Raw genomic sequence first — 19,148 nt, forward strand, 5'->3', positions numbered from 1 at the left:
GTCGTACTTTATTTAAAATGACAAAAAAGCTGAGCATGCGAGTAATCGCTGCTCAGCTTTTTATGTTTTGTGCATCACTTATAAATGGTGCGCTTTCGAGCTTAACCATCTTTCCATCGAGTATGCCTGTTTTGCTGCCTAGTCGCACTGCAATCGATGTATTCCAACCGTCATATTGAGCCCGCTTGCCCGCTTTATCCCATTTCACTTCAAGCCCCGCTCCGCCTCCGACACTATCCATTGATACGAATGTAACAATGCACCACGATAAGTTGCGCATTGCTGTCTTCATGTTTTATTCGAAGCAGACATTTGAAATTGACCAGCATAGTCATTTACCAGTTCAACTGTTCATATAATCTATCAGAATGACTCAGTTAATTATTCATAGGTAGAGAAGGGTGGCAGCGTGAATGCAGCGGATGTGGCGGGTAGCGATTTGTATACTAGTTGTTTGTTTTGGTTTGTTTAAGCCTGATGGTTTTGGAGTGAATAAAGACGATGCTGCAAGTGATCAGAAGATCGTACAGGCAAGTGCCGCTGCTGCGGTTACGAATTATGAGGCGATGCCGCTTCTAACGGTGCAGGCATCTTACGATACCGGGAAAAAGCTGGAGCAAGGCAAGTCGTCACCTGCTGCTTCATCGCAAAATGATAGAGTTAAAGCAGATTTACTAGGATCAGATCAAAAGATTTTGTATTTAACATTCGATGACGGACCTAGTAAGAATACAGAGCAGGTGCTGGATATTTTGAAGCGGGAAGGGATCACGGCGACTTTTTTTGTGCTTGGTGAACATGTGCTGAAGCAGCCGGAATTAGTTAAACGGATCGTGAAGGAAGGACATGGGATTGGCAATCATACGTTCGACCATAAATATGATCGTTTATACGGAAGTTTTGCTGAATTTGCTGATCAGGTGATGAAAACGGATGAAGCTATCTATCGTACAACTGGGGTTAGAACCACCTTAGTTCGCGCGCCGGGCGGCACATATAGCAATTTTGATCAGGGATACTTCGATGCGATGAAAGCGGCAGGTTATCAGGTGCATGACTGGAATGTAGACAGTGGAGATTCAAAGCGGCAAGGCGTGCCAGCCTCTGAGATTATGACGACGATTAGAGGCTCAAAGATTGCAAACAAGCTGAATGTTTTGCTTCATGACAGTGCAGGGCATGCTGAGTCTGTTAAGGCATTGCCAGCCATCATTAAATATTACAAAGATAAAGGGTACACATTTGCTAAGCTGACGGATCAGGTTGAACCTATTCAGTTTAGGGTGGCAAGCAAACTCAAGTGGAGCAGAAAGCAGGTCACGCAGCAGGAAGTAGATAAGCTCACTCTGTTTTCGGAGAAGCTAGGTCAAAGCAGCCTGTCTGCCCAAACGAAGAAGCAGGTTCCAAACTTAATTCTGCATCGTGGCGAGAAAAGTCTCGTGCTTGCGTCAAGCGAATACGGAATAAAAAACGGCGCCATTGAAGTGTCGCTGCAAAAGCTTGTGGAATGGATTGAAGACAGCACGGAACTTGAGCTGAATACTGATTCCATAGAATCGTACGTAAGTACAAACCAGGTACCGCCGAAATCCGGCAAGGAGAAACCTGTGATGGATGAGCACAAGAAGCAGATCGTTGTTCCAGTGCGTGAGACGCTGCAAAAACTTGGAATTGCGATAACAAGATATGTGTACAACGATACCGATCGGGAAATTTGGATAACGGAGTAATAGAAAGGTTTCTAGCAGGTCTAAAGTGAGAGAAAGCTGGGGACACTGAAAAATAGATAGATTTATTTTTCAGGAGGCGATTTATACGATGATTTCTCCCCAATTTTCTGAGGATGCTAAAGAGGAACGTTATAGTCATTGGCCGGAAGCACCACAGGTGCTGCTGCATCGATTGCTAGTAAAGGTAGAGAGTGTATTGCTAGGCAAGCAGCAGGTCATTCGAAATACGCTAACTGCACTTCTGGCTGGCGGACATGTTTTGCTAGAGGATGTGCCGGGTGTTGGCAAGACACTGCTCGCTCAGGCGTTTGCTAGAGCGGTCGGTGGAGATTTTAAACGAATACAGTTTACGTCCGACATGCTTCCGGCTGATATTGTTGGCGGAGTCGTGCTTGATGCACGGACGAGTGAGCTGGTCTATCGGCCTGGACCGATTATGGGCAATGTGGTGCTTGCTGATGAGATTAACAGAACGTCGCCGCGCACGCAGTCTGCGCTTTTGGAGGCTATGGAGGAAAGACGAGTGACGGTAGAGGGGAAAACCCGCAAGCTGCCGGTTCCTTTTATGCTCATAGCTACACAAAACCCACTTAGCTTCGAGGGAACAAACACGCTGCCGGAAGCACAATTGGATCGGTTTATGATGAGGCTGACGATTGGTTATCCCGGCTCATCGGAAGAGAAGCGGATGCTCGAGCAATACGCGAATGGCAATCGAATTGAACCCGAACGGCTTCGTCCTGTCATTGCTACGGAGGAATGGCTGCAAATGCAGGCTGAGGCAAGGCAGACTCACATGCACCCGGCACTGCTTGAATATATGGTGCAAGTAGCCGATGCGACAAGGCGTGCGCCTGAGGTTGTGCTGGGCTTAAGCCCACGCGCACTGCGCGACTGGCTGCGGGCATCACAGGCGAATGCGTATATGGAAGGACGCGGATTTGCGATACCAGATGACTTGCTGGCGACAGCTGATGCTGTGCTTCCACATCGTTTGTCTTTGCGTTTTAACGCGACTGCGGCTGGTGCTGATGCAGCTGCAGTTATGAGACGGACGATACGTGAGTGTCCGATGCCTGCTGCAGTAGGAAGCGGGAAGCGCCGATGAATACACCTTTTCAAGATGAATTATTGCAAGGCGGAACGCAAGAGAATGAGGCTGTTGATACGACGACTTATACTCAAGAGGGTGACAGCGCAGCTCCGCTTGATAGGAGTGGGCAAAGAGCAGCGACGGTACAAGTAAAAGAAGCTGTCCTTGTAAACAAGGAATGGGATCAACTAGCTTATCCTTATCGTACGAGATGGATCGCTTGGTGTATCATTACGGCGGGCTGGGCAAGCAGCTTGGCAGCTGTCATGATGCGGGGCGGTGCAGTAGAGTGGTTTATGCTATCCGTATTCAGCATGATTATAATCATTAGCGGTCTTGCGCCTATTATGGCTGCCAAGGGATTAACTGCAATGAGGATGATGTCGCAAGAAATGACAAGAGAAGGCGGGAAGCTCGAAATTAGCCTGAGAATAAAGCGTTCTTTGCTCATACCTATTGTATGGATAGCTATTTCTGATGAGACGAGTAATGAAAGTTCATCAGAAAATACGAAAATAAGCGTGCGCACGGTGCTAATGCCAATGTTCCGCCAAGAGATGACTTACCGATATACTCTTCATAACTTACGGCGCGGGCGTTATCCCTTCGAGCCTATATCGATTACAGTGGGGGACTGGCTAGGCTTGTCAGCGATCCATAAACGTTTATATACCGCAGGAGAATTTGTAGTGCTGCCAGGACTGCCCTATGCCGATCAGGTACATAAAGCGGAACGAGCAAGAGGCACAGCATTATATGCTGTGCAATCTTCGACAGCTGATCCGAGCACGGATCACCTAGGAGATGCGGGTCGGGAGGAAATCAATGCGGCGGTGAGTGCGGCGGGACTTGGGCCAGACAGCCGTCCATATCGCGAGGGAGATTCGCTGCGTCATCTGGATTGGCGAAGTGCAGCTAAAGGGCGCGGCTTACAGACCAAAATCCATCCTTTAGAGCGGCCAGCCAAAACAGTTATTGCTGTCGATACGCTTGCTTCGGCTTATGGGCAGGACGATCGGTTGTTTGATGCTTGTGTAGGCTGGGCTTCGCTTGCACTAGCACAGTCTGCTTCACTCGGCCACGCTGTGACACTGCTACTCGGACAAGGCACTCCTGTCATGCAATCATCTGTTGATGGAGGAACACAGTCTGATTTATCAGAGATGCTGCATGCAATGGCATTGCTTCGCGCAGATGGAAAGGGCTCTCTTGCTGGGAGACTCGCCGAGGAATCAAACCTGCAAGCACGCGGCAGTACGATACTTGTATTTACTGCGGATTGGAGAGGCGGCCGGAGCTGGGGAGAGCTTGCCGGATTCGCAGGCGAGCAAGGCTGCAGGCTGGAACTATTTATTATTGCGCGCAGCAATGTACCGACCTTCGCTATGCGCGAACAACAAAAATGGTTGGAAAGCGGCGGCGTCAAAGTGACGTGGCTGCATGTCCCTTCGAGTATGAACGCGCTCCCTTATGCCGAAGAAGGAGGCGACATTCATGAGCTTGCTTAAAAGCGATGTAGTAGGGAGGAGCGATAAGCCTCTGAAAGCTGAGCATAATTTACTGCGTGGCGAAGCGGCTGAGGAATCGTTTGAATACCGATTGATCACAACATTGCTGCTGTTCGGACTGCTATCGGAATGGCTGCTGCCTTGGGTGAATGCAGGTGAGTGGTCGGCCATTTATAATCCTGCCCCGCTAATTTTGGTTATCGGTGTGGTGCTGCTGGCAGGGCTCTTTCGTTTGCCGATGGCACTTTCGTTCATTATGAATGCTTTGTTGTGCATATTAAGTCTCATGTGGATTTATAAAAGCGCTGATCAAAGCAGTTTGCAATGGCTGCTTGCGTTTCCAGGCATGTTGAGAGACCATTTCGTTCTGATTATAGAAAATGGGCTGTGGTCAATGTCCGGAGAGCTTCGGACTTTGCTGCTGTTTATAGGCTGGGCGATGCTTGCACCTGCATTGCAGGCTTTATTATGGATGCGGCAGACCGCTCTTGGCATCGCATGTTTCACGCTAGTTTATTTGATTACGCTGCATGTCTGGCTGGGTATGGATGTAATGGGAGGCTTAATGCGAACCGTGGCAGAAGGGCTCCTGCTAGGTGCCATTGTCTCTGTACCGCGTGTTAAGCGAATGATTAATACAGGTGCCGGCAAGCTTAGAGGTCTTGATATGCGCTGGTTATCGAGCTCCGTTTTTGTTGTACTTACGATACTTGGCTGCGGTCTTTTGTTTACAGGCGGGAAAGGTGAAACGATGCCGCCTGCTAGCTGGACTGCCTCTCTTAATGATCGTTTAGAGCAAACCATTCAATCTATGGGTAATCAGCAAGGGTCGATCCATGTAATGGGGCAAACCGGATTTGAACGATTAGGCAGTGCATTTACGGGTTATGGCTTTGATGACGGCGTGCTGGGAGCACCTGTACAAAAGGATAACAGCGTATTATTTACAGGCAGCTCCACTGAGAAAGCTTACTGGCGCGGGGAGTCAAAGCAGGTGTACGACGGCCGGGGCTGGATTGATACCGCGGGCAGCCCAGTTTTGCTTCCTATTCGAGGCTCGGATGCAGCAGCCTCCACTGAGGCGGCAGCAGAAGCTGGAAATAAGCAGCTGGGTCCGCTCATTCGGCAAACTGTCGTTTGGTCTAAGCCGACAGCGGGGATGCCGCTCTTTGCATCAGGCCACTTTGGCAATGTGACAGAGCTTGTTACAGCTGATCCGCGCAGGAAGCTTGGAAGTTACGTATACAATGCGGATAAAGGCTCTTTATACGCACAATCGGATACGGCGAAGATTGAGAAATATACAATAGAGAGTGTGCTCTCCATAACGGATGAAGCACAATTGCGCGCTTTGAGCAGTACCGCTGACGATAATTTATCGACAGGTGACGGAGCACAAGCGGCAACAGTAGAAAGCGCTGCGGAGCTTGAGCCCTATTTGCAGCTGCCCAGCAGTCTGCCAAGCCGCGTAACTGCATTAGCTGCTGAGGTTGCGGGCGGCGGGGTTACAAGCCGCTACGATCAGGTGAAGGCGATCGAGGACTTTTTGAAAGCGAGCTATACCTACTCGCTGGAGGACAGTGCAGTTCCGCCGGAAGGAAGCGACTTCGTTGATCATTTCCTCTTCGAGCAGCGGCAAGGCTATTGTGTGCATTTCTCCACAGCCATGGTTGTATTGCTTCGTTCGCAAGGGATACCCGCTAGGTGGGTGAAAGGCTTTACTTCAGGCACTCCAGTGGGGGAGAGCGCGGAGATAGGCTCGCTGAGTACGAGCGGTGTAAGTAATGATAGCGGGTCGCAAGGAACGATAGATACGAGTACAGGAAGTATGAAGAATGAAAAGCTGAGTAGTGGGAGTCATGATAGCGGAGCTCAAGGAGCGCTAAATAAGAGCGGCGGAAGTAATGATAGCGGGAAGCAAGGAACGCTTAATTCGAGTACAGAAAGTTTGAATAGGGAAGGGCTAAGCGCAGGAAGCAGCAGTGCTGGGCAAACCACTGAAAATAGTTTGAAGCTGGTGGATTATGAGGTTAGAAGCTCAGATGCGCATGCTTGGGTTGAAGTATATTTCCCAGGCGCAGGCTGGGTACCCTTTGATCCGACGCCGGGATTTAGCGATGTATCGACTATCGCGTCCGTCGGTTCTGTGGACGGACAACTTGCTGCTCCTGCGATGGGCGCAGCAGGAACAGCAGCAACCGGAGCAAGTGGCCATAGCGAGTCCAGTTTATCGCGGGTCGCTGCTTCATTCGAGGCGGCGGCAGCAGCCATTGCACGAGGAGCAGACGCCCTCGTGCATGCGGCGCAAAGCGCCGCCAAGAGCGCAGCGGCGGCATCGCCCGCCGCTGTAGTTACCGCAGGCGCGGCCGCGCTAGCGCTTGCGGCCGCGGCCATTGCTGCGGCGCAGCACCAGCGGCTTCGCCTCTCGCTGGCGCTGCGCAGTTATGGCGCGGCTCACGCCGGCATCGCGAAGCTCGCCGGCGCAGCCGCGCCCTATCCGTCACATGAACCTGTGACGGACATGGATGCAGCGCCAGCGGCGATCGCGCGCTTGCGCTCTGACACTGGCGGCGCGGCGGAGGATATGGCGCCGCGCAGTGGAAAAACGCCGCGCGACGCTGATGGGCGGATTCGCGCGAGCTTCATTGCTGTGAGCAGCGCGTTAGCGCCGCTGCTGCAGCGCCGTTTCGGCGTGCAGGCGCCGGGGCAAACGGCGCGTGAATATGCGAGCGCCGCTGAGCCGACGCTCGGTGCGGAGCAGCAGGACGCGCTGCGCCAGCTCACTAGCTGGCTTGAGGAAGCACATTTTGCTGCGCCCGGTCCTTGGCCGGGTGCACCTACTCCTTCTGCACTGCGGACGGTTCTGCGAGTGCTGGACAAGCAGCCGATTCAGAAAGTGAAGAAGCACTCCGCGGATAATCTGCAAAAGCAGAAGAGAAGCGATTTGCCAGTCAAGGCTCCTAAATAGTTGCAGGAGACGATGATACATTTTGGCACCTAAAGGGTAAAGCTTTAAGTCGATTTATATAACGAAACATGAAACGCAGTTTAGCTGGAAAAACTACCGTTAATATGGTGTACTTTTGAGCTTTTTCTGCAATAGGAGGAATTTCTCCCGTTAATTGTTGATGATTTAGCTGATGATGGCTATTTCTCGAGAATTAACGGGAGTTTTTTCTGTTAATTCGCTGAAAAGCTCATTATGAGACATTTTAACAGGAGCTTTTCCCGTTATTTTCTCAAGCGGCTGTTGAAACACTCGCAATAAGCATAATGCAGAATTACCAAGCGTTTTTACTATATAATCTGCCCTTAACTTAGGCATCCGCATGAAAAAAGGGTGGATGAAATGAAGCAGCAGCCTGCAACTACTCATATTTTTTTCAACTATTCCGTATGACTTGGCACAATAAATAACATTCTATTTATAAGCCTATAATCAAGCAGATAAGCGGTTACATTTTTACTTCAATGAATTGTCACTCCGCTTTGCCTTGACTCGCTTAAACAGCCTTATATATAATTACTACATAATTTGAGGGAGGCTCGGTAATGACTAAGCAAAATGAAATCATCGTTGTACTCGATTTTGGAGGACAATATAACCAACTTATTGCGCGCCGTATTCGTGATTTGGGCGTATATAGCGAGCTATTGCCGTATAACACGTCGGTAGAACGGATCCGTGAACTACAGCCGAAGGGTATCGTATTCTCGGGAGGACCGGCAAGCGTTTATGAGGAAAATTCACCAATGGTTGACCCTGAGATTTATGATTTGAACATTCCAATTTTCGGTATCTGCTACGGTATGCAGCTTATGTCGCATCAGCTTAATGGTAAGGTTGAGCGCGCTGGCAAACGTGAATACGGAAAAGCAGAAGTAGAATTTGTGGAAGGTTCGCAAATCGGCTTTGGCTTAGATAAAGTTCAAACCGTTTGGATGAGCCACGGCGACCACGTAGTTGAGCTGCCTGAAGGCTTCAAAGTAGATGCAAGCACGGATCATGCTCCTGTTGCAGCGATGAGCAATCCAGACCGCGGATTCTTTGCCGTTCAATTCCACCCAGAGGTTCGTCACTCTGAATTCGGTAATGAAATGATTCGCAACTTCCTTTACAATGTTTGTGATTGTGATGGCAAATGGACGATGGAATCGTTCATTGAAGATGCTATTCGTGATATTCGTAATGAAGTTGGCGACAAAAAAGTACTATGCGCGCTTTCCGGCGGCGTAGATTCTTCTGTTGTAGCTATTCTTCTTCACAAAGCGATCGGCGATCAGCTTACTTGTATGTTTATCGACCACGGCATGCTCCGCAAAGGTGAAGCTGAAGGCGTTATGGAAACATTCGTAGGCAAATTTGATATGAAAGTGCTCAAAATCGACGCGCAAGAGCGTTTCCTTGGCAAGCTGAAGGGCGTAGAAGATCCAGAGCAAAAACGTAAAATTATCGGCAACGAATTTATTTATGTGTTCCAAGAAGAGTCGGACAAGCTGGATGACTTTGAATTTTTGGCACAAGGCACACTTTACACAGACATCGTGGAGAGCGGTACAGCTACAGCTCAAACGATTAAATCTCACCACAATGTTGGCGGTTTGCCTGAGGACATTAAGTTTAAACTTATCGAGCCTCTTAAAGCGCTATTCAAGGATGAGGTTCGTAAAGTCGGCGAAGAATGTGGCCTTCCAGAAGCTATCGTATGGCGTCAGCCATTCCCAGGTCCGGGTCTTGCGATTCGTGTCCTAGGCGAAGTAACAGAGGACAAGCTTCATATCGTTCGTGAGTCGGATGCGATTCTTCGTGATGAAATTGCAAAAGCTGGTCTTGACCGTGAAATTTGGCAATACTTCACTGCGCTTCCGAACATGAAGAGCGTAGGCGTTATGGGCGATGCTCGTACGTATTCGTACACAGTTGGTATCCGCGCCGTAACTTCAATCGACGGAATGACAGCAGACTGGGCACGTATCCCTTGGGATGTGCTTGAGAAAATATCCGTACGTATCGTTAATGAAGTAGACAACGTTAACCGTATCGTCTACGACGTAACTTCGAAACCGCCTGCTACAATTGAGTGGGAATAGGTATACATTTAAAAAGACTGGAGCATCGGTTTTCCGATAATCCAGTCTTTTTTTTATTTAAGCTGGAGCTGATGCTAGCACTTCATGCTAGGTGTAAATGGTGTTTGTGTTAATCGAATTTTTTTTGGAGGAAGAAAGCAGCCAAATTAATTGAACGGCAAGAATAGCGATGACGAGATAGTCGTATAGATGTGTGCCTGGATCATTGCCTGTGAAGTTAAGGAAATTGTGCAAGCCGTGGAAAAGGATTGTGAGCAGGATGGCGCGGTTCCGAACGACCAGCATCGCCAATACAAAGCCCACTATAAACGCATATCCAATTTGCAAAAGAGTATCCTCTATCGATTGGCCGCCAAGCGCCTGCAAAGCGTGTGTGACACCAAACAACGCGCTGGAGACGATGACAGCTGTCATTTTTCCTTTTGGCATTAGAATCCGCAGCATCATTCCCCGGAACAATGTTTCCTCTACAAATCCTACTAAGAACAGCTGTGACAGCAGCATATAAGCGAAAAACGAGAAGGAAGCGGGTTGAAAGCCTTTGTTAGCGATCAATAAGACGATTAAAACGAGCAGCAGAGGAAGATATTCAAGCCATTGCTGCTTTGTAAGCTTGGAAACACCGCTGAAATAAAAGGTGCTCCAACGTTTTTTTACCGTCATATAGATTACTAGAAATAATGCTATCGGAATAAAGCCTAGAAATGGAGCGAGTGGATGCGTAAGTTCAGCAATCGATACATAGGCGCTGCCGCCGGCTACAAAAATCATCAGCATAAGCTCGATTAGAATAAGCGCAACAATAGGTCTTTTAACTGTAAAGCTGTCCGTTGTAATCATTTAGAATTCCTCTTTTTCTATTATTTTTTTTAAAAATTCATTTTCCATCTTGAAAAAATGCGAGCCGTAATGCATGACAGATACGCGGTAATAATAAGCGTTTTTATCTTCGAGCTGCTCCAGCTCCTTGGACACGATGGACTGAACAGCCTCCATTTGTGCGATGTTGCGCGCGATGTTTTGTTGATACGCCATTAAGTTTTGTTTTTTCGTAGGCTCATCAAGGTAATCGTAAAAGAAGATTTTAATGAGATACTCGCGTTTGTTCGATTGAAGGGGTTCTCTTAGCCACTGCATAAAATGTTTCTGCCCTTCGCTTGTAATGCTGTAAATCTTTTTGTTTTTGCTGTCATTCGTTTCTTCTTCTGTCACGTATGCACTTTCCACTAGACGCTTAAGTCCGGGGTACAGGCTTCCATAGCTCATTTTGTAAAAGATCCCGATTGATTGCTCTGTTATTTTTTTAATATCATATCCGCTCATTTTTCCTTGCATCAGCATTCCTAAAGTAACTAGCTCGATCATTTTCGTTCTCCTTAATGTATCAAGTTGATATATCTATTTGATATATGTAATGTAACTCGAATGGAATACTTTGTCAAGAGTATTAATCGAGAAAATGAGAGGTATTTTAAAATAAAGAAAAAAGCCCGCAACTCGCTCATCAGCCTGCTGGCTGGTTCGTGGAGTTTTTGGGCTTTGAATGATCTGTATATTAGAGTGAGAAATAATCGGCCGCAAATGTAAGAATTAGGAATACCGCCATGATCCAGCCTGCGCCATAGGTTCGTACCGTTGGTTTAGAGGCAGTGGAACCAGCATACTTTTGCTTTGCCGTTCGTTTCTTAATGGACCATAAATACAAGCCGGCACCCGTTAGAACTAGGGACAGCTCTAATATGGCGCTAATTGCCGGCAGTTCCCAGAGTCCGAAGCCGAGTAGAGGGAAACCGCCTAAATTTCCGGGCAGGAGCGGCATGTCGCTGCGATGAACAAGCAGGTCAATCAACCAATGGCTGAAGACCAGTGAGCCAATGACGGCTGCACTTCGCTTATTCCATATCCGCCATGAAATTAAAGCAGCAGCAACCGCTATTAGCAAAGCTCCAGTCAGAGAATGCGTATAGTCAGCATGGATAACAGCTTCACCATAACCACCGTCGCCTATTTTATCAATAGATTCTGACCCTGTGAGCAGGAGCGGGATAAATGCGATATCGAGAAGCTGTGTGCTAGCCATCAAAACCCACAAGGGTACCTTGGGCTCCATCGTTTTTACAATGGCCGCAAGTCCAAAATGTCCAGCCAGCATTTACTTCGCCACCTTTCGTTCAATTCGTACATCAAGCCAGCCGCATACGACGATAAATAGAAAGAGAAACAATAAAAATGTCATGTATCAATCCTTCTTTCGTTTATCTGCTTGTCGAATCCAATAAGGAGTGCTTCAAAGGCATGATCAAAAGTAGTGGAGAGTCGGCTGAAAATGGCGTCCACACTCTCTTCCGAATGCGTATAGGTGCCAACAATCCCGCGCAGCATATAGAAATAAATGCGTGAACAGCTTAGGAGCTGCTCGCCTTCAGGCAAATTAAGATTTGTTTTCAAAAGCTGGACGATAACGTTGAACATCTGATTGCGCACACGATTTATATCTAGCTCAGGCTCCAGTTCATCGACACGGGAGGACTTAACCTCAAAAAATATAGCGTACATGCTTCTGTTGTTTAAGCAGAACCGAATAAACAAATCATTCATTCGCTTAAGCTTGTCGTCAGCGGATAAGAAGGCGTCTTTTGCAAGTGTGTCTAATTCACCCTTTAACAGCTGTAAGGGCTGCATAGATAAGGCATGAAGCAATGCTTCTTTATCTTGAAAATAAATATAGATCGTAGTATGAGAACAGCCGGCTTCCTTAGCAATTTCTCTTATTGAAACGGAATCGTATCCGCGTTCCCCGAACAGCTTCTCAGCTGCGGCGATGATGGCGCGTTTTGTTTCCTCTGCGCGTAATTCTTTTTTAGTAGCGATGATCATTCACTCCTTTTTACGTTAGTAACCACCGGTTACTAACCGATGGTTATATAATACAAAATGCTTACAGATGTCGTCAAGAGGCTGATTTCTGCTATAATCTTTGATGAGAACAATAGTAAATTCAACCTCGTTTTAATGGAGTAGTTTTGCATTTGCAAAACTAAGCCGATGCTTACGAAGTAGGTTTTCTACGAAAACCTAAGCCCATGCTTACGAAGTAGTTTTGCATTCGCAAAACTTTAAGGAGAATACAATGAACCAATATCCTTCAATCAGCGAAGATCGGATTGAGCTGCCGCTGGCTTTTCCAATAACAATTTCGCAATCTGTAGGGGTATCCCCGACCTTTCAAAGACTGCATTGGCATAAAGCGCTCGAAATTAATTACATACAGAAGGGGAGCGGCTACTATCTGATTAACGGGAGCCGTTATGACTTCCAGCAAGGAGACATCGTACTTATTCATTCCAATGATTTGCACCGTGCATTTGAATCAGAGGAACTGGTCATGAGCATTATTATGTTTGATTCGTCTTACCTTGCGTTAGAGCAGCGCTACGATGCGGAGCTGCTTATTCCATTTCGGGATATTGGGTTAAGATTTGATCATGTGCTTGATCGAGAGCATCCGAAGCTGGGAGAGCTTGGCGGCATTATTAAGGACATGTCTGCTGAGTTTGAGCTGAAGGAGCCGCATTTTGAAGTGGTGGTGCGGGCGAAGCTTATTCAATTGCTTGCATTCGTCAATCGTTATTTCGCAAAAAATAACGAAACGGGAGCGCAGCATGTGCGGGGTATGGAAACGATTCGAGGCGTGCTGAATGACATCGAGGCTGATATTTCCTATCCATGGACGCTTGGAGAGCTCGCAGAGGCTGCGCATTTGAGTCCATCGCGCTTCAGCACGTTGTTTGTTCAGGTTGTTGGGACCTCGCCCATGGATTATTTGATTCAGATGCGGCTGTCACAGGCGGCTTATCTTCTTGAATCCACAGACAAAAAGATTATTGAAGTCGCAGCTGAATGCGGATTTCGCAATTTATCTAATTTCAATCGGCTGTTCAAGCAGCATGTGGGGAAGCTCCCATCCGAGCTGCGATCCTAAAAGACAGTAAGATAGTATTATAACATCGTTCTTTTTCATTAGAAGAACGATGTTTTTTATTTTAAAATAGAAGAAAGTACAAATAAGGAGTGTGAGCGATATTATTTTCCTTGGTATAGATGCAGGAGGCAGCAAGACACATGCTCTGCTCGTAGATGAGACAGGACGTGTACTTGGCAGAGGCCTCGGCGGAAATGGAAATCACCAAACCGCTTTTGAAGCAGCAAAAAACAGCATAGATCATGCTTGTCAGCAAGCGCTTCAGGATGCAGGCGTGACGAAGGATCAGGTGACATTTGCCTATTTCGGACTTGCTGGAGCAGATCGTGAGCCTGACTATGCAATTTTAAGACCGATGATTGCTTCACTTGACTATAAAAATCACGCGATAGCATGCGACACCATGATTGGTATGCGTGCAGGGACGAACCGATCATACGGAGCGGTCATCATTAGCGGAACTGGCTTTAACGCTGCTGCCCGCAACCCTCAGGGCGAAGAGCTGCAATATGGCGGCTTTGGTTATTTATTCGGGGATGGGCATGGTTCCGGATCGGATCTGGCTATCCACGCTTTCCGGAGTGCAATTCGTGCTTGGGAAGGAAGAGAGCAAGCGACGCTTCTTAGCGAAATGGTTCCCCAGCGGCTTGGGTATCACACGGTTCAAGAGATGTACAATGATGCGCTGGACAACGGCAAACGTCCGTCCCATGAGCTTGCGAAGGTTATGTTTGAAGCTGCAGCACTGGGTGATGCAGTAGCGATTCGTCTTTTGCAGGAGGCTGGACGTGAGCATGCGAACTCTGTTAATGCATTAATTAAGCGGCTAGGCATGGAACAAGAAAAATTCGATGTTGTCCTTGCTGGTAGCGTAATGTCGCGAGGCGGCTCTACACATATGGTCGATGCAATCAGTGAAGCTGTTGTAGCAGTTTCGCCGCAAGCGCAGACAGTCAGATTGACGGTCGATCCGGTTATTGGTGCAGTAATGAGTGCGATGGATAGCAGCGGCATTGTGATTGATGAAGCGGTAGACGCAGCACTTAGAAAAATTACATTTTAAAAATAGTTTAAACATTTAAGGGAGGCTCATTCACATGTCCAAAAAACCACTAAAGGTCGCCGTCATTGGCGGCGGTTCCTCGTATACGCCAGAAATCGTAGAAGGCTTTATTAAAAAATATGATGAAATGCCGATTCGTGAGCTTTGGCTTGTTGATATCGAAGAAGGTCGTCATAAGCTGGCAATCGTTGGCGAGCTTGCGAAGCGGATGGTAGAGAAAGCTGGCCTGCCAATCGAAGTGAAACTAACGCTTGACCGTCGTGAAGCGATCGCTGGTGCAGATTTCGTTACGACACAAATGCGGGTAGGTTTGCTGGAAGCAAGACGCCGTGATGAGCATATTCCTATTTCACATGGTGTAATTGGACAAGAGACGACTGGACCAGGCGGCATGTTTAAAGCACTTCGTACTGTACCTGTCATTCTGGATATTTGTAAGGATATTGAAGAGCTTGCACCGAATGCATGGATGCTTAATTTCACAAATCCAGCGGGTATTGTAACCGAAGCGGTTCAAAAATACAGCAAAGTAAAAACAGTAGGACTATGCAATTCACCAATTAACTTTCAAAAGTTTCTGGCTAAAGAGTATGGCGTTAGCGAGAGTGAAGTATTGCCTGAATTCGTAGGGATCAATCATTTGCACTGGGTTACAGCCGCTTATGTAAACGGTGAGGATAAATTGAATGAGATGATCGGAGCCGGTCGCGACTATTCAGCTACAAACGTAACCGCGTTTGACTGGGATGCAGATTTCCTTCGCTCATTAGGCGCGATACCAACGTATTACCTCCGTTATTTCTATATGACGGATTCGATGCTCGCGGATATGAAAGACTCGCTAGAGAAAAACGGCACGCGCGCAGAAGTTGTAAGCCGGGTCGAAACGGAATTGTTTGAGCTGTACAAGGATGTTAATTTGACGGAGAAGCCAAAACAGCTTGAGCAGCGCGGCGGTGCTTATTACTCTGAGGCAGCTGTTAACTTGATGCATGCTCTATATACCGACAAACGTGATATTCAGACGTTGAACGTTAGAAACGGCAGCATTATTGATTTTCTGCCTGAAGATGCAAGCATCGAGGTTAACTGTGTCGTTACGGCTCAAGGCCCGATTCCATTGCCTTTGCAGCGTGTTCCAGAGCAAATTAAAGGTCTTATGCATGCTGTAAAAACGTATGAATCGCTTACTATTGAAGCTGCAATCAGCGGAGATAAAGGGATCGCGCTGCAAGCACTCGTTCATCACCCGCTTGTTCCAAGCGTAGCGGTGGCTAAGGCGTTGCTTGAAGAAATGCTTGAGGCGAACAAAAAGTATTTGCCGAATTTTTTCAAAGAATAAACTAGGCTGCTAAGCAGTCGTCAGGAAGGGCAGGAGCACAGCTCCCGCCCTTTTTGGCTTGCTTTTAATTATAGATTTCGCATTGGGAATTAGCTGAAAATACAAAATATTTACATTGACATCTAATGCTATCGATTATATGATAACAAAGGTATTTGAACATGATAATCATTATCAACACATGAAAATCAGTTATCAACCCAGCGAATGAAGCAGGGTTTAAACAAATAGGGGGTAAGAAAAAAATGAACAAACGATTAATGAGTTTGATTATGGTCATCGTCGTAATGGTGGTGGCTGCAGGCTGCGGTGCGAATAATGCGGCGAACAACAAGGCAAGCACTAACGCTCCTGCTACGAACGACGCTGGCGCGAAAGCGGATGGTCCGATTGTCGTGAAGGATGCGAAAGGTGAGGTTACCCTTGAGAAGCCGGCTCAAAAGGTTGTTGTGCTGGAGTGGACGTTTACAGAGGACATGATCGCCCTTGGAATGCAGCCAGTAGGCAGCGCGGACAACGAGGGTTATAAGCAATGGGTAACGGGAGAGGCGCCGCTTGATGCAAGCGTGACGGACGTTGGTTTCCGCCACGAGCCAAACCTTGAGACGATCGCAGCCTTGAAGCCTGACCTCATTATTGGAATTACGGACAGCCACGAAGCGATCTACGATCAGCTGAAAGGCATTGCGCCAACGCTGCTATTCAGCCTTTATCCGGCTGAAGGCAAAGGCGACCAATACACGCAGATGATCGATATATTCAAATCTATTGCGGCAGCAGTCGGCAAAACATCAGAAGGCGACAAAGTAATTGCCGATCTGGATCAGCATTATGCGGACGCAAAAACGAAGCTTGCTGCAGCAGGCAAAGAAGGCTTGAACTATGTGCTGACGCAAGCATTCAGCTATCAGAATGCTGCAACGATGCGTCTATTCATGGATAATTCGCTAGCGGTTCAAACGCTGGATCGTATTGGCCTCAAAAACGATTGGAAACCGGAGCAGTTTGAAATGTATGGCTTTACTACTTCGACGGTAGAAGCACTGCCGGCTATTCAAGATACGAACCTGATCTATATCGTTCAAAAGGATGACGACATTTTTTCAGGCACACTGAAAGACAATTCGGTATGGAACGGTCTTAATTTCGTGAAAGAAAAACGTACGTTTGCTCTCGACAGCACGACATGGGTGTTCGGCGGTCCGATCTCCTCCAAAGTCATCGTAGACCAAGTCGTAAATACATTAACGAAATGAGCGAGCTCATGAAGAAGCAAAATAAAGAAGCCTCATTGGGTATGATTTGGCGAATGATTGGTATATTTGGGGGCGGCCTTGCCGCCCTTTTCTTTCTGTTCATACTGAGTCTTTGCTTCGGGGAAGCAAAGATTCCAGCGGCAGTCGTATTTGACGGCTTGCTTCATCGGCAGGATGTGATGGAGCATAATTTGCTTTGGGATATTAGGATGCCGCGGACCGTTATCGGCATTATAGCGGGAGCTGCGTTAGCGGCGGCAGGAGCGTTATTGCAAACGATAACGAAAAACCCGCTTGCGGCCTCCGATACACTGGGCATTAATGCTGGAGCCTATTTTATGGTTGTGCTCGGCATGGTCGCTTTTCCTGCACTGCAGCATGAGGCACCTTTCCTGCTGGCGGCAGTGGGAGGCTTCCTTGCGGCATTGGCTGCTTATTTTCTTGGCGGCGGGCGGGCGGCAACGCCGGTTCGGCTAGCGCTATCAGGGATGATCGTCTCGATGGTGCTCGGTGCGTTTACGTCGGCAATACATATTTTTAAAGCGACGGAAACGCAATCGTTGTTTCTTTGGGGTGGAGGCACATTAATTCAGCTTGATTGGAGCGGCGTGAAGTATGCTTGGCCGCTTGTGGCGGCATTGCTCGTCATTGCGATACTTGCCGGACGCAAGTTCGATGCGCTCGAGCTGGACGAATCGACTGCTCGTTCATTAGGGCAGCGCGTAGGCTTAACCCGGGCGGGAGGGCTGGCGCTCTCTGTGCTTATGGCAGCCATCGTGGTCAGCGTCGTAGGGCCGATTGGTTTCGTTGGTCTTGTAGCTCCGCATTTGGTTAGGCTCTCCGGCATACGAAATCATCGTTTGCTTATTCCAGCGAACGCGCTTTGGGGAGCGCTGCTCATAACGGCAGCGGATGTGCTTGCCCGCATGGTACGAAGCAGTCTCGGCGAAATGCCGGTAGGCGCCGTCATGGCGATTATCGGGGCGCCTTGGCTCATTTGGCTGGTGCTTACCAAGATGAAAAATATTTCTGGTTCGGGCTCAGGACAGTCGTCGATGAGCATTGGAGGTGCTCCATTCCGCTTGCGTTTTGCACCGACTGCCTTAGCCATGACCGTATTGCTGGCTGCGGTCGTTCTCGTTAGCTTGTCGCTCGGCGGTACAAAAATTCCGATCATGGAATTGCTTAGAAGCCTATTCGGAGCAGGTGACGATTCCTACTCTGTGCTGCTGAATCTAAGGCTTCCGCGCACCCTCGTTGCAGCAGGGGGAGGCATCGCGCTCGCAATCAGCGGCGTGCTCATTCAAAGCGCTGTTCGCAATCCGCTCGCAGATGCTTCTATTATCGGCGTCACCTCGGGTGCGGGCTTTGGCGCCTTGGTCGTGCTCGTTGCATGGCCAACGCTGCCGATCTTCGCGCTGCCCATTGCCGCTATTACAGGCGGCGCTTTAGCTGCCGCTGTTGTATTTTTCTTAGCTTGGCGCAAATCGCTTAACCCATCCGTTCTCATCCTGCTTGGCATCGCGGTGTCCGCCATCGGAGCTGCTGGCATTCAGGCGATGATCGTAAAGGCAAGCCTATGGAGCAGCACGGCATTTGTTTGGCTAACGGGAACGACGTATGGCCGAAGCTGGAGCCATTTTAACAGCATTTTCATTTTTCTGCTTATTCTTGTACCGGCGGCCTATTATTTGAGCAGGAAATTTGATCTGCTCGCCTTCGGAGATGAAAGCTCGACAGGTCTTGGCTTACCGGTCAAAGGCACACGGCTTTGGGCTATGATCATTGGCGTGCTGCTTGCTGCGGGAGCGGTGGCGAGCGTAGGAACGATTGGTTTCCTTGGATTGATGGCGCCGCATGCGGTAAGGATGATGGTCGGACATCACACAAGGCGCTCGATCATCCTGTCAGGTCTGCTCGGCGCCTTGCTGCTCGTAATTGCGGATACGATTGGAAGAACGGTGATGGCTCCAAAGGAGATTCCTTCCGGGCTCATCATTATGCTGATTGGAGCTCCATACTTCCTGTTTCTTATGTACCGTTCACTAGTCAAAAAAAGGTAGAATGTTAGAAATGTTTGCTA

At 48.1% G+C, this 19,148-nt stretch carries 15 protein-coding genes; 10 read left to right on the forward strand and 5 right to left on the reverse strand.

Annotation, left to right across the window (positions count from 1 at the left end):
- Positions 1-52: 52 nt before the first annotated feature.
- Positions 53-280: a stalk domain-containing protein gene (locus MHH56_RS04550; RefSeq protein WP_339206898.1), complete on the reverse strand. Its 228-nt coding sequence runs from the start codon at positions 278-280 to the stop codon at positions 53-55.
- 133 nt (positions 281-413) lie between these two features.
- Here MHH56_RS04550 and MHH56_RS04555 point away from each other — a divergent pair, with 133 nt between their 5' ends.
- From MHH56_RS04555 to guaA, 5 genes are all read left to right on the forward strand, one after another.
- Positions 414-1,730, forward strand: coding sequence for a polysaccharide deacetylase family protein (locus MHH56_RS04555; protein WP_339206900.1), 1,317 nt, complete (start codon positions 414-416; stop codon positions 1,728-1,730).
- 88 nt (positions 1,731-1,818) lie between these two features.
- Positions 1,819-2,838, forward strand: a complete 1,020-nt coding sequence (locus MHH56_RS04560; RefSeq protein ID WP_339206902.1) for a MoxR family ATPase — start codon at positions 1,819-1,821, stop codon at positions 2,836-2,838.
- A complete protein-coding gene (locus MHH56_RS04565; protein WP_339206903.1) occupies positions 2,835-4,331 on the forward strand; it encodes a DUF58 domain-containing protein in 1,497 nt (498 codons plus the stop codon). The genes MHH56_RS04560 and MHH56_RS04565 overlap by 4 nt, the downstream gene beginning before the upstream one ends.
- A complete protein-coding gene (locus MHH56_RS04570; protein WP_339206904.1) occupies positions 4,318-7,299 on the forward strand; it encodes a transglutaminase domain-containing protein in 2,982 nt (993 codons plus the stop codon). Before MHH56_RS04565 ends, MHH56_RS04570 begins: the two co-directional genes overlap by 14 nt.
- A gap of 584 nt (positions 7,300-7,883) precedes the next feature.
- Positions 7,884-9,422: a glutamine-hydrolyzing GMP synthase gene (gene guaA, locus MHH56_RS04575; RefSeq protein WP_339206906.1), complete on the forward strand. Its 1,539-nt coding sequence runs from the start codon at positions 7,884-7,886 to the stop codon at positions 9,420-9,422.
- Between the two features lie 87 nt (positions 9,423-9,509).
- Here guaA and MHH56_RS04580 read toward each other — a convergent pair whose 3' ends face one another.
- From MHH56_RS04580 to MHH56_RS04595, 4 genes are all read right to left on the reverse strand, one after another.
- Positions 9,510-10,262, reverse strand: coding sequence for a CPBP family intramembrane glutamic endopeptidase (locus tag MHH56_RS04580; RefSeq protein WP_339206907.1), 753 nt, complete (start codon positions 10,260-10,262; stop codon positions 9,510-9,512).
- Entirely contained in the window at positions 10,263-10,787 is a 525-nt protein-coding gene (locus tag MHH56_RS04585) for a PadR family transcriptional regulator (RefSeq protein ID WP_339206909.1), read from the reverse strand. It lies immediately after the preceding gene.
- Positions 10,788-10,977: 190 nt separating this feature from the next.
- Positions 10,978-11,574: a permease gene (locus MHH56_RS04590; protein WP_339206911.1), complete on the reverse strand. Its 597-nt coding sequence runs from the start codon at positions 11,572-11,574 to the stop codon at positions 10,978-10,980.
- Positions 11,575-11,654: 80 nt separating this feature from the next.
- Positions 11,655-12,299: a TetR/AcrR family transcriptional regulator gene (locus MHH56_RS04595; RefSeq protein WP_339206913.1), complete on the reverse strand. Its 645-nt coding sequence runs from the start codon at positions 12,297-12,299 to the stop codon at positions 11,655-11,657.
- A 253-nt stretch (positions 12,300-12,552) separates the two neighbouring features.
- Here MHH56_RS04595 and MHH56_RS04600 point away from each other — a divergent pair, with 253 nt between their 5' ends.
- The 5 genes from MHH56_RS04600 to MHH56_RS04620 all read left to right on the forward strand — a co-directional run bounded on the left by MHH56_RS04600 (position 12,553) and on the right by MHH56_RS04620 (position 19,128).
- Complete coding sequence (locus MHH56_RS04600; protein ID WP_339206915.1) at positions 12,553-13,404, forward strand: AraC family transcriptional regulator; 852 nt, start codon at positions 12,553-12,555, stop codon at positions 13,402-13,404.
- A 91-nt stretch (positions 13,405-13,495) separates the two neighbouring features.
- On the forward strand, positions 13,496-14,467 hold the full coding sequence (locus MHH56_RS04605) for a BadF/BadG/BcrA/BcrD ATPase family protein (protein ID WP_339206917.1): 972 nt from the start codon (positions 13,496-13,498) through the stop codon (positions 14,465-14,467).
- A 34-nt stretch (positions 14,468-14,501) separates the two neighbouring features.
- Entirely contained in the window at positions 14,502-15,809 is a 1,308-nt protein-coding gene (locus tag MHH56_RS04610; RefSeq protein WP_339206919.1) for a 6-phospho-beta-glucosidase, read from the forward strand.
- A gap of 245 nt (positions 15,810-16,054) precedes the next feature.
- Entirely contained in the window at positions 16,055-17,065 is a 1,011-nt protein-coding gene (locus MHH56_RS04615) for an iron-siderophore ABC transporter substrate-binding protein (protein WP_339206921.1), read from the forward strand.
- An 8-nt stretch (positions 17,066-17,073) separates the two neighbouring features.
- A complete protein-coding gene (locus tag MHH56_RS04620; RefSeq protein WP_339206922.1) occupies positions 17,074-19,128 on the forward strand; it encodes an iron ABC transporter permease in 2,055 nt (684 codons plus the stop codon).
- Positions 19,129-19,148 lie beyond the last annotated feature (20 nt).

Source organism: Paenibacillus sp. FSL K6-3182 (assembly GCF_037976325.1).
Classification (GTDB): domain Bacteria; phylum Bacillota; class Bacilli; order Paenibacillales; family Paenibacillaceae; genus Pristimantibacillus.

Excerpts from the sequence above, each read along its gene's own strand:
- MHH56_RS04550 (WP_339206898.1), bottom strand. The coding sequence starts at position 280 with ATGCGCAACTTATCGTGGTGCATTGTTACATTCGTATCAATGGATAGT.
- MHH56_RS04555 (WP_339206900.1), top strand. The coding sequence starts at position 414 with ATGCAGCGGATGTGGCGGGTAGCGATTTGTATACTAGTTGTTTGTTTT.
- MHH56_RS04560 (WP_339206902.1), top strand. The coding sequence starts at position 1,819 with ATGATTTCTCCCCAATTTTCTGAGGATGCTAAAGAGGAACGTTATAGT.
- MHH56_RS04565 (WP_339206903.1), top strand. The coding sequence starts at position 2,835 with ATGAATACACCTTTTCAAGATGAATTATTGCAAGGCGGAACGCAAGAG.
- MHH56_RS04570 (WP_339206904.1), top strand. The coding sequence starts at position 4,318 with ATGAGCTTGCTTAAAAGCGATGTAGTAGGGAGGAGCGATAAGCCTCTG.
- guaA (WP_339206906.1), top strand. The coding sequence starts at position 7,884 with ATGACTAAGCAAAATGAAATCATCGTTGTACTCGATTTTGGAGGACAA.
- MHH56_RS04580 (WP_339206907.1), bottom strand. The coding sequence starts at position 10,262 with ATGATTACAACGGACAGCTTTACAGTTAAAAGACCTATTGTTGCGCTT.
- MHH56_RS04585 (WP_339206909.1), bottom strand. The coding sequence starts at position 10,787 with ATGATCGAGCTAGTTACTTTAGGAATGCTGATGCAAGGAAAAATGAGC.
- MHH56_RS04590 (WP_339206911.1), bottom strand. The coding sequence starts at position 11,574 with ATGCTGGCTGGACATTTTGGACTTGCGGCCATTGTAAAAACGATGGAG.
- MHH56_RS04595 (WP_339206913.1), bottom strand. The coding sequence starts at position 12,299 with ATGATCATCGCTACTAAAAAAGAATTACGCGCAGAGGAAACAAAACGC.
- MHH56_RS04600 (WP_339206915.1), top strand. The coding sequence starts at position 12,553 with ATGAACCAATATCCTTCAATCAGCGAAGATCGGATTGAGCTGCCGCTG.
- MHH56_RS04610 (WP_339206919.1), top strand. The coding sequence starts at position 14,502 with ATGTCCAAAAAACCACTAAAGGTCGCCGTCATTGGCGGCGGTTCCTCG.
- MHH56_RS04615 (WP_339206921.1), top strand. The coding sequence starts at position 16,055 with ATGAACAAACGATTAATGAGTTTGATTATGGTCATCGTCGTAATGGTG.
- MHH56_RS04620 (WP_339206922.1), top strand. The coding sequence starts at position 17,074 with ATGAAGAAGCAAAATAAAGAAGCCTCATTGGGTATGATTTGGCGAATG.